Genomic DNA, 11,745 nt, shown 5'->3' with positions numbered 1-11,745 from the left:
GTCGATGAATTAGAAACACTATAAATATGTACACAGATGATAATTTCATGGTTGTAAATAAGTTACTCAATGGAAGCCAGTTATCAAAGCTGCATACATTTGAGATAGCCGCTCGCCACTGCTCCTTTGTTCTGGCCGCTGACGAATTAGCGATCAGCGCCAGCGCAGTCAGCCATCGAATCAGTTCTCTGGAACAAGAATTGGGATTCAAACTCTTCCAACGTTTTCACAGAAAAATTGAATTAACCTGTGAAGGAAAGCGTTTATTTTGGACAATTAAATCGACGCTGGAACATCTCAATCAGGAAATTTTGGAAATAAAAAATCAGGAGTTATCGGGTAATCTGACTATTTACTCCCGCCCGACCTTTACTCAATGCTGGCTAGTGCCTAAATTGGCTGATTTTAATCAGCTATATCCATCCATTAACCTGAACATCTTAGTCGGTAACGAAAATGTGAATTTTCGCGGTTATGGTATCGATCTTGCGATTTATTTTGATGATATTATATCCAACGAGTTATCACATCAATACCTGATGAGTGAATATATTACCCCGGTATGTAGCCCGCAATATGCCGAAAAGCATAACCTAATGGGAAATATCGATAATCTACAATACTGCACACTATTACACGATAAACAAGCATGGAGCTATGACTCCGATACCAAAGAGTGGAATACATGGGCAGAACACTTTAACGTTACATTGGACCCATCACACAAGTGTATTGTCTTTGATCGCTCCGATTTAGCTGCTGTTGCCGCAATACACCATGCGGGTGTTGCAATGGGCAGAAAAAATATGATTTGGGAAAAAATTGAAAACAATGAATTAGTCGCCCCCTTTCCTAACACTGAAGTATTATGTAAACAATATTACTATACCTGTACCCTGCCTCAACAACAGAATGAGAAAGTCAACGCCTTTGTCCAATGGTTAAAATCAACTATAGACGAATAAAAATATAGCCAACCATTAACGGATATAACAAACCTGCCTTGTTTTAAGTGGTGATTGAGCTTTAAGTGGCGATAGTGAGTCGCCACAGAAATTTAACATCGGATTCTATCCTATCATTAGTAGCAGTTATTTCATTTAGCGCTGCTGCTAAAAGTCAAGTCGATGTCTCAAAGATCTTTAAAAAGATTAAAATCATTGAATAATTTCATGACTACAAAGTAAATATTGTTGATAATTTCACAGACTGAAAGTCAAAATTGTCGATAATTCCTCTAACTCACCTGAAAAATGGAAATTTATTAATTCATTTCCTGATGACAAAATTCAGTCTTCTACAAAATTCCAGTCTTATTAAGTTAATCTTAACCCCTTGGTAATGAATAAATATTGCAGCAGTAGAGATAATTCTATCGACCACAATAACCATTTATTATTGCCACATTTTTACTGGAATTTCTTTATCACTATTTCTATCCTTAAAAAACCAGCAATAATGTAATGATTTGAAAATAACATCTAAATTTAATCAAAAAATATATACTGATGATGTAAGTTATGATATTTATCACAACTGCTAGTAAGCAAATCGTTTAAATGAGTTATAAAGTCGTTTATTTTAGAAGTATATAGAGTGTAATGAAATGCAAAAATTGTTATTAAGCTGTGGAGTTATCTTTTCTGTATCTGTGATAACTTTACCTGTCCAAGCTGAACAAAATACAGCTTCTATCGGATACGCCTACGTGAAACCACAAGATGTAAGTGCACTAAATGGTGCAACATTGAGTTACCGATATGAGCTTGATGATCAATGGGGGCTATTATCATCATTTACCTTTGCTAAAGGAGATGATAAAGAGACAACAAAAAATTATCACTCAAAAAGTGATATTAAGTATTATTCATTAATGGCAGGCCCAACCTATAGGATTAATGATTATGTTAGCTTATATGGTCAACTGGGATTATCCAGGATTAATGCAAAATCCTCCACTCACTTTAGTACTGGAGATACCGAAAAGGATGAAGCAAGCAAAAACACGTTAGGTTGGGGAGCGGGTTTTATTATCAACCCAACCACCAACACCTCAATTACCGCCGGTTATGAAGGTAGCCGTTTTAGTATTAAAGATGGAAACGAGAAAGATCATTTATCTACTAACGGTTTTAATATAACTGTCGGCTATCGTTTCTAACTTAATCAATGATCAATGTATCATCACCAAGGTTGAATATCGTATTTACAACCTTGGTGGTTTTCAAAAATATTGAATAGAAATAATTACTTATAATAAAAAACCGGTAAATACCTAGAATTAAAGATAATTGGACTAATTCTGCTATTACGAACTACAAACAATTAAGAAATAAAACCAATAAGGACTTAGAGAAAACAAACAATAACTTATAGGTGCTTTTACACTAGTCATTTTAATCAAGTTAGAAAGCATTATCAGAAAAAATGATAGAAACAAACCGAAGGGATGAAAGAGAAATAACTTCCAAACGTTGAATATATATGATTCAAATATATTTTTATTTACAATACTTTTGATTTTTTATTTCCATCAACAATATAAAAACAGTTAATCTTCTGATCTAATAAAAACATATCATTATTCTTTATCTGAACTAGACTATGGTTGATACAAATGATGAGTAATCATCTGTACAACAATTTAATATATTGATTATAAATCAACATTATTTAAGGAATATATATGAGCCAGAAAAATGATTTTAAAGCGTTTTCTGTTAGTAATGACGCTAATGTAGTTCACCAAGAAAAATATGAAGAAAACCAGAGTTTGCAGACTGGATTCCCACCAAATACTATTTCTATTGATTTATTAAATAAAGTCTTACGCCAGTCGTCAATTATATCATCTGTTATAGCTGATTTTATCGCTACACAATCTGGCAATGATATTCTAGATGATGGAGATATAGTTAAGATCACTGCTCAATTAGATAAAGCGTTAGAACAAAAAATCACAACAGCAGCGCCAAATGCCTCATTAACCCAAAAAGGTGTTGTTCAGCTTACAAATGTAGTTGGTAATAGTGACACATTAGCTGTTACGCAAAAACTTGTTCAGAATATAATAAACTCATTGAATGAAAATATTAATGGTAAAGTACCCAATACTCGTAAAATCAATGGAAAAGTGTTATCCAGTGACATTAGCATAAACTCCAGTGATGTAGGGAGTTATGATAAATCTGAATCAGACGGGAAATATCAACCACGTGGTAATTATCAACCTGTAGGACTGTCGTATACTAAAGATGAATCTGATTATCGCTATGGCAGTAAAAATACAGCTTTAAGAGCTGCAAATGGTTGGTGGAAATGTGGTGATACCGGGATGATTTATCAATGGGGACGAACGCCTAGTAGTCTTAGTGAGTCATCCGCTAGTTACTCCTTCCCTATCGCATTTCCTAGTGCTTGTGCTATAGGAGTAGCAACACCTGATTACTATAAATCTGAAAAAGGTTCCCTTTCTGCATACTTTAACATTATTAACAATGCGGTTTTTAGATTAACCCTTGATCAAGCTTCAAATGATCAACCCGCTGGAGTTTTTTGGCTTGCTATTGGATGGTAAGGAATGCATGACTTTGCAGACTTGGAAAAAATACCGAGTCATGCTAGATCGGATTAATAATTCAAAAATACCAGAGATTGATTGACCAAATCTACCATTATAATTACCAAAAAGGCCGGGAACAGAAGAACACTCGGCCTAACAATTTTATTTATTTGTATTAGATGATTCATTAATTTCCTTGGGAGATAGTCCTCGTTGATAAATTATCCCAGTATCACTACATCATCTTTTAAGAGCATATAAAAAATATCAAATCAGACCCGATATGATTATGACACACGAATAAGTTACCTAGAAAAATAAGTTGTCAGTGAAATATTCACAACTCATTAATTTGATTGGTGGGTTGTCGGGGGCTCGAACCCCGGACCAATTGATTAAGAGTCAACTGCTCTGCCGACTGAGCTAACAACCCAATACGAGTAATTATTCCTCTATACAAAGCTGTCGTCAATATATTATAGCCACTTTTTTCCGAACGAATAATTCATACTCAATTCCAACAGCATTAACAAGTTAAATTGTAACCAATTTGTTTTTAAAGTGAGATCAGGCTGTTATTACTATAGTAATCTGTGTCACAATATTTTTCGCAAACATCATCATATAAAGGCCACTTAAAGAGCCGTAACAATTTACCGAAGAAAATATTGGATACTACATACTATGGCAGAAAATATACACACCTCACTTTCCGCTAAAACCGGGGAAACGCAGTTGCAACGCAATCTAAGCAACCGGCATATACAACTTATCGCTATTGGCGGCGCCATCGGCACGGGTCTGTTTATGGGATCAGGGAAAACAATCTCTCTCGCCGGACCATCGATCATATTCGTTTATATGATTATCGGTTTCATGCTGTTCTTCGTGATGCGAGCAATGGGTGAACTATTGCTTTCGAACCTGAATTATAAATCATTCAGTGATTTTTCCGCTGATTTACTCGGGCCTTGGGCAGGTTTTTTCGTCGGCTGGACTTACTGGTTCTGTTGGGTCATTACCGGTATCGCCGATGTGGTCGCTATCACGTCCTATATCAGCTATTGGCAACCGGATTTTCCACAATGGCTCACTTCCCTACTCTGCGTTTCACTATTGCTCTCCCTGAATCTGGCTACAGTGAAATTATTCGGAGAAATGGAATTCTGGTTCGCCATGATAAAAATCGTTGCCATTATCGCTTTAATCGCGACAGGTGCTGCTCTGATTGGCATGCATTTTCAATCTCCAGCCGGTCATACCGCTTCATTGGCAAATATATGGAATGATGGCGGATTCTTTCCCAAAGGATTAAGCGGATTTTTTGCCGGATTTCAGATAGCCATATTCGCCTTTGTGGGCATTGAATTAGTGGGTACTGCCGCCGCGGAAACTAAAGATCCAATGAAATCCCTTCCCAGAGCCATTAATGCCATTCCGATTCGTATTATCACCTTCTACGTGCTGGCGCTGATAATTATTATGTCAGTCACACCGTGGCGTTCAATCATTGCAGACAAAAGTCCTTTTGTTGAGCTGTTTGTTCTCATCGGTTTACCCGCAGCCGCCAGTATCGTGAACTTTGTGGTATTAACCTCTGCCGCCTCTTCAGCCAACAGCGGTGTTTTCTCCACCAGCCGTATGCTATTTGGGTTAGCAAAAGAAGGCGATGCGCCACAGCAATTCAGCCGCCTTTCACGCCGTTCTGTACCCGCATCGGGGTTAATTTTCACCTGTTTATGTTTATCCTGTGGTGTGGTGCTGATTTATTTAATTCCTGATGTTATGCATGTATTTACCTTGGTAACCACCGTTTCAGCCATTCTGTTTATGTTTATCTGGAGTATGATCCTATGCTCATATCTGGTTTACCGGAAACGTCGCCCGGCATTACATAAGGCTTCAACCTATAAAATGCCATTGGGTATTATCATGTCATGGGTCTGTCTGGCATTTTTTGCATTTGTTCTGATATTACTCACTTTACGGGATGATACCCGCCAGGCATTAATCATCACGCCTATCTGGTTTATGGTTTTAATTATCGGTTTTCAAATTGTAAAAAAACGTAGAACACGTTTGTACAGTTAACTTATTCAAATCCTTAATATCTATATGACCTGTTGGAATAATACTCCACAGGTCTTTTTTATTGCTGCAAGCTGAAAAATTACCACTACACTTAACTCTACCGGTTAAGAAAATCTTCCTTACAAAAGCATTAGGCAATTTTCATAGCATGATCATTTCACCTTATTCCATCAATAATATTTACCCAATGGATTTCAAGATGGATCGCGACGGCAAGGGAGCGAATCCCCGGGAGCATAGCAAACTATGTGACCGGGGTGAGTGAGTGCAGCCAACAAAGAAGCAACTTGAAAGATGAAGGGTATTGATGAATTTAAATAACAGGCTGCTATTATTGTAAACTTCGCAGCCACTTTTTAACCTTGTAGGAGAAAGTAATATGACTAAAATTCTTGTGCTTTATTATTCCATGTATGGTCATATTGAAGCGCTGGCATCCGCAGTGGCAGAAGGCGCTAAAAAAGTCGCTGACGTAGAAGTCACGATTAAACGCGTGCCAGAAACCATCCCACCAGAAGCATTTACCAAAGCAGGTGGTAAAGTAGATCAATCTGCTCCGGTTGCATCCGTACAAGAGCTGGTTGATTATGATGCCATAATTATCGGCACCCCAACCCGCTTTGGTAATATGGCCGGCCAAATGAGAAACTTTCTAGATCAGACCGGCGGCCTGTGGGTCGAAGGTAAACTGTACGGCAAAGTCGCTAGCGTCTTCACTTCCACAGGCGTTGGCGGTGGTCAGGAGATGACGATTACTTCAACCTGGACAACACTCGCCCACCACGGCTTTATTATTGTACCGATTGGTTATGGTATTCCTGAAATTGGCGATATCTCGCAGATGCAAGGAGGAACACCCTACGGCGCCAGTACTATTGCTAACGGTGATGGTTCTCGCATCCCCAATGAAAATGAATTGAAGATCGCTCGTTATCAAGGTGAGCATGTAGCGAAGATCGCTAAAAAACTGAAAGATTAACATGATACGAAGGCGAAGCGACTGAGCTGACGCGCCAGACTCTGGAGGTAAGGCTTACTGATGCGATGCATAAACCCACTTTCCGGATCGGTTGTGCTCACCTTCGTCTTTTTCTGCCGCCCCTTTATGGCTGACCTGAACATATCGAATTCAAATATCCAAGCAATTTACTCTTGAATTTAATATGCCTTTCGAAAAAAACCATTATTTTTCAATATAAGGTTGTTTATTCATACTTATATTCTTATTATTGAAATTGATATCATTATATTGTCAATATACATATTAAAATAATGACCAAGTGGACAATTCACTTTTTAATATTGACACAAAAACATCACCATTTAATAAGACCTTAACTTAAATCACATAAATATAATAATTTTCGATCTAATATCCCTCCAAATAAATGATATCGGTAATATCAAAATAAGAGGACAGATCATGAAAGCATTAGTATTAGAAAAAGCAGGTCAGATTTCAATTCAAGACTGGGAAGCCCCCGAAATAGTGGGTGAAAATGATGTTGAGATAAAAATTCATTCGGTGGGAATTTGCGGCAGCGATGTGCATTATTACCAATACGGGCGTATTGGGCCATTTGTTGTCGAAAAACCGATGATCCTCGGGCACGAAGCATCAGGCGTCATCACAGCAGTAGGTAAAAATGTGACTCACCTAAAAACTGGCGATCGTGTCTGTATGGAACCTGGCATTCCTAATCTGCAATCACCACAATCACGGACAGGTATTTATAACTTAGATCCAGAAATCCGTTTCTGGGCGACGCCCCCTATTGATGGCTGCTTACGAGAAAGAGTTATTCACCCAGCGGCATTTACGTTCAAATTACCTGATAATGTCAGTTTTGCCGAAGGTGCAATGGTTGAACCATTATCTATCGGTATGCAAGCAGCCACAAAAGCAGAAATTAAACCTGGAGATATCGCATTAGTTGTTGGTGCCGGCACGATCGGAATTGTTACCGCACTTGCTGCATTAGCCGGTGGTTGTTCTGATGTCATTATTTGTGATGTGTTCGATGAAAAACTAGAAATTGCAAAGCAGTACCCAGGTCTCCACCCTGTTAATAACAAAGTACTTGCTGAGAAAGTTAACGCATTAACCGATGGTAATGGCGTCAATATTCTCTTTGAATGTAGTGGCGCAAAACCGGTCATTGCCACTATTTCAGAACACATTGCACCAGGAGGAATAGCTGTTCTGGTCGGTATGCCTATTGATCCAGCACCACTTGATATTGTCTCTGCTCAAGCTAAAGAGATCACATTCAAAACTATTTTCCGCTACGCAAATATGTATCCTCGTACTATCCGTTTACTGAGTTCTGGCAAGCTCAAAGTAACCCCCTTATTATCCGCAACCTATAAATTTAAAGACAGCGTTCAAGCTTATGAACGAGCCGCAGAGGGTCGCCCGACAGATATCAAAATTATGTTGGAAATGGAGTAACGCATGGCGCTCTACGCTGGTATCGATTGCGGTACACAAAGTACTAAAGTCATTATTGTCGATAGCCAAAAAGCGCATATTTTGGGGGAAGGCAGCTCGCCTCATCCAATAATTAGCGACTCAAACGGCCGTCGTGAACAACAGGTTCACTGGTGGACAGAGGCATTGGAGAGTGCCTTTTCTCAAGCGATTGAGCAAGCAGGAATTTCTGGTACAGAAATTGTCGCTCTTGCCGTATCAGGTCAACAACACGGTTTTGTTCCTCTGGATGCAGAAGGCCATGTTTTAGCACCGGTAAAACTGTGGTGCGACACTGAAACAGCTGTCGAAAATCAGGAAATTATTGATGCACTCGGTGGTACGCAAGCTGCTTTAGCACAACTCGGATTAATGCCGCAAACAGGTTATACCGCGTCTAAAATTCTTTGGTTCAAAAAATACCATCCTGAATTATGGGAAAAGCTGGATACCGTTTTATTACCTCATGATTATCTCAATTATTGGCTAACAGGCAGATTAGTCGCCGAATATGGTGATGCTTCAGGAACCGGATTACTGAATATTCGTAAACGCGAATGGGATAACCAAACTGCCCAATTAATTGATCCGGATGGCCGTCTTTGGCATGCATTGCCTGAATTGGTTTCCGCTGAGACCTGTATTGGCACAGTAAGGCCCGAAATAGCAAGAAGATTAGGGCTTTCACCGACAACCAAAGTTGCGTCTGGCGGGGGCGATAATATGATGGCTGCAATTGGAACGGGCAATATCATTCCCGGCATCACGACCATGAGTTTAGGCACCTCTGGCACCCTATTCACTTACTCTGACAAACCAATTGTCGCTGATTCTGGAATGATCGCGGGTTTCTGCTCCTCTAATAATGGATGGCTACCATTGATTTGCACGATGAATGTGACTTCAACAACAACCACTATTCAGAAGCTGTTTAATATGGATATTCAGGCTTTTAATGACACATTGAACCAGAGTAAACCCGGTGCTAATAGTTTGATGATGCTACCGTTTTTTAATGGTGAACGTGTCCCGCCACTTCCCCACGCTAAAGCGAGCTTCCATAACTTGGATACTAGCAATATGAATCAACAAAATTTCATTTTGGCGGCAGTTGAAAGCGCCACCTACGGGCTACGTTTTGGTATTGAATTATTTCGCAAACAAGGGATTGAAATTAATGAGATCCGTTTGACCGGCGGTGGCGCTCGCAGCAAAAAATGGCGACAAATTGTAGCTGATGTCATGAATACGCCGGTTATTTGCGCCACTAATCAAGAAGCGGCCGCCCTAGGTGCTGCCATTCAAGCGATGTGGTGTGATTCCTTGACAGAAGAAAAAGACAAACAAGCGCAGCTCGCCCACCTTTGCCAACGTTTTGTTCATCTTGATGAGGAAACCCGCACCGTTCCAACTCCCGAAACAGTCGCATTATATGACGTGCTTTATCAAGATTATTTATCTCTGTTGACTGCTGAATATCCCGAGGTGAAGCTATGACAACATTGGCCGCCAATAATTCTCCTAGTGAATGACTCAAAGTTACCGTCATCCAATAATTTTTCATGATGAAAAAACAAACCTCGCTATTTTAAACGAGGTTTGTTAGTGGTCTGGTGAAGGCATTTCGCCTTCACACTTTTTACCTTTATTTCAATACCTTATCTCAATTCATTTAGTCTTGTATTGCGCCTCAGCATCAATAAAACGCTGTTGCGCTGTTCTGCTCGGCGCTTTACCCAACAGACTCACAACCACGATCGCAATAGAAGCTAAGATAAAGCCAGGAATAATTTCATACAACGCAAACCATTGGTACTTCATCCATACCAATACCGTAACGGCCCCTACCAACATCCCCGCTAATGCGCCATTACGAGTCATACGTTTCCAGATAACAGAAATCAGTACCACCGGGCCAAACGCAGCGCCAAATCCAGCCCATGCATTACTAACCAAAGCCAGCACTTTATTGTCCGGATTGGTTGCTATCACCATCGCAATAACCGCCACCAGCAACACCATGAAACGCCCTACCCACACCAACTCTTTCTGACTGGCAGATTTACGGATAAAGGGTTTGTAAAGATCTTCCGTCAAAGCACTTGCACACACCAGCAACTGACAGCTTAAGGTACTCATCACCGCGGCCAAAATAGCGGAGAGTAAAATGCCTGCTATCCACGGATTAAACAAAACAACCGCCAATTCCATAAAGATACGCTCACGGTTGGCTGTGACCGGGCCAGACAGTTCAGGATGCATCTCAAAATAAGCAATACCGAAGAAACCGACAGCAATCGTACCTGCCAGACATAACACCATCCAAGTCATACTGATACGACGAGCCTTACGGATAGTATGATGAGAATCTGCCGCCATAAAACGCGCGAGAATATGCGGTTGACCAAAATAACCCAACCCCCAACCTAGCAACGAGATAATGGCAATAAAGTTCAACCCTTTAAACATGTCCATATAAGCCGGACTTTTTGCCGCTATCATCGCCAGAGAGGTATCAACGCCACCCACAGAGAAAATAACGATAATTGGGGTCAAAATAAGCGCAAAGATCATTAATGAAGCCTGAACCGTATCGGTCCAACTGACCGCCAGGAAGCCGCCAAGGAAAGTATAAGCAATCGTTGCGGCTGCACCGAGCCACATGGCTTTCTGATAACTGATACCGAACGTACTTTCAAATAACAATCCTCCGGCAACGACGCCAGAAGCACAATAGATAGTAAAGAAGATCAAAATAACCAACGCAGAAATAATACGTAGGATCTTACTGCTATCGTCAAAACGACTGGTGAAATAGTCCGGCAATGTTAGCGCATTATTATTGACTTCGGTCTGGATTCGTAACCTGCCTGCCACCAATTTCCAGTTCAGGTAAGCGCCTAAAGCAAGACCAATGGCTATCCAGCTTTCTGAAATCCCCGCAAAATAGACTACGCCAGGCAAGCCCATTAATAACCAGCCACTCATATCCGAAGCACCGGCAGACAAAGCCGTTACCACGCTACCTAATCGCCTTCCTCCCAAAATATAATCATCAAAATTTTTGGTTGAGCGATAAGCCAAAAAACCTATCAACAACATACCAGTAATGTAGACAATAAAGGTGATTAGCATTGGTGTATTTACTGTCATGCAAGTTCTCCATAGTGTTATCTGTGTTTTGCAAATCCGCAGTTCTCCTGGGTACACAGAGTTTTCCCTGTCAGGTTCAGGAACGTTGCACCTGATTGCACCTAAAAATGGTCCATAATTCTAAATTGAAATAATTATTTTTGTAACCAATTAGAAAGTTACAGTGAATCCTAGATTAGCATCAGGTAATTTAACAACTAATTAACGCCATTTTTTACAAGAAACGTCTACTGAATCACATTTATTTGCTTTAAAAATTATACTTTTTAACCATTTCAGGGTTACACCCCTATATTTCACTACAAAATATTAAACCAATGTGTATCAATCAAATAAAGTCACAAAAATAAATATATCCACCTAATTATAATAACTAGATTAATTTCACAAAAATAAAACAAGCGATTCTCATAAGGTTGCACAAAGTTGCAACATGTCAGATATTATCATGCAATTTTAGATAAACCTT

Annotated in this window: 9 protein-coding genes and 1 tRNA gene; 8 read left to right on the top strand and 2 right to left on the bottom strand. The window is 39.7% G+C overall.

Annotated elements, in window-relative coordinates; translation table 11 throughout:
* The first annotated feature begins 26 nt into the window (after positions 1 to 26).
* The 4 genes from dsdC to B0X70_RS25950 all read left to right on the top strand — a co-directional run bounded on the left by dsdC (position 27) and on the right by B0X70_RS25950 (position 3,662).
* The gene (dsdC, locus tag B0X70_RS10040) at positions 27 to 965 is read left to right on the top strand and encodes a DNA-binding transcriptional regulator DsdC (protein WP_036775488.1); all 939 of its coding nucleotides are present in this window, start codon (positions 27 to 29) and stop codon (positions 963 to 965) included.
* Positions 966 to 1,606: 641 nt separating this feature from the next.
* A complete protein-coding gene (locus B0X70_RS10035; protein WP_217471422.1) occupies positions 1,607 to 2,161 on the top strand; it encodes an Ail/Lom family outer membrane beta-barrel protein in 555 nt (184 codons plus the stop codon).
* Between the two features lie 525 nt (positions 2,162 to 2,686).
* Positions 2,687 to 3,577: a gp53-like domain-containing protein gene (locus tag B0X70_RS10030; RefSeq protein WP_217471421.1), complete on the top strand. Its 891-nt coding sequence runs from the start codon at positions 2,687 to 2,689 to the stop codon at positions 3,575 to 3,577.
* The gene (locus B0X70_RS25950) at positions 3,534 to 3,662 is read left to right on the top strand and encodes a tail fiber assembly protein (protein ID WP_217471420.1); all 129 of its coding nucleotides are present in this window, start codon (positions 3,534 to 3,536) and stop codon (positions 3,660 to 3,662) included. Before B0X70_RS10030 ends, B0X70_RS25950 begins: the two co-directional genes overlap by 44 nt.
* Before the next feature lie 257 nt (positions 3,663 to 3,919).
* On the opposite strand, the gene B0X70_RS10020 is transcribed toward B0X70_RS25950, so the two are convergent.
* Positions 3,920 to 3,995: transfer RNA gene (locus tag B0X70_RS10020), tRNA-Lys, on the bottom strand.
* Between the two features lie 251 nt (positions 3,996 to 4,246).
* Between B0X70_RS10020 and cycA the strand changes: the two genes are divergently transcribed.
* From cycA to xylB, 4 genes are all read left to right on the top strand, one after another.
* Entirely contained in the window at positions 4,247 to 5,653 is a 1,407-nt protein-coding gene (gene cycA, locus B0X70_RS10015; protein WP_217471419.1) for a D-serine/D-alanine/glycine transporter, read from the top strand.
* Between the two features lie 379 nt (positions 5,654 to 6,032).
* Complete coding sequence (wrbA, locus tag B0X70_RS10010) at positions 6,033 to 6,632, top strand: NAD(P)H:quinone oxidoreductase (protein WP_046395712.1); 600 nt, start codon at positions 6,033 to 6,035, stop codon at positions 6,630 to 6,632.
* Positions 6,633 to 7,076: 444 nt separating this feature from the next.
* Entirely contained in the window at positions 7,077 to 8,105 is a 1,029-nt protein-coding gene (locus tag B0X70_RS10005; RefSeq protein ID WP_217471418.1) for an NAD(P)-dependent alcohol dehydrogenase, read from the top strand.
* A 3-nt stretch (positions 8,106 to 8,108) separates the two neighbouring features.
* Positions 8,109 to 9,620, top strand: coding sequence for a xylulokinase (gene xylB, locus B0X70_RS10000; RefSeq protein WP_217471417.1), 1,512 nt, complete (start codon positions 8,109 to 8,111; stop codon positions 9,618 to 9,620).
* A gap of 171 nt (positions 9,621 to 9,791) precedes the next feature.
* Here the strand turns inward: xylB and putP are convergent, their stop codons facing one another.
* Complete coding sequence (gene putP, locus B0X70_RS09995) at positions 9,792 to 11,276, bottom strand: sodium/proline symporter PutP (RefSeq protein ID WP_217471416.1); 1,485 nt, start codon at positions 11,274 to 11,276, stop codon at positions 9,792 to 9,794.
* Between the last annotated feature and the right edge of the window lie 469 nt (positions 11,277 to 11,745).

The organism is Photorhabdus akhurstii (assembly GCF_019090985.1).
Taxonomy (GTDB): domain Bacteria; phylum Pseudomonadota; class Gammaproteobacteria; order Enterobacterales; family Enterobacteriaceae; genus Photorhabdus; species Photorhabdus akhurstii.
Note: the sequence above shows the minus strand (reverse complement) of the source record. Positions and strands in the feature narration are given on the sequence as shown.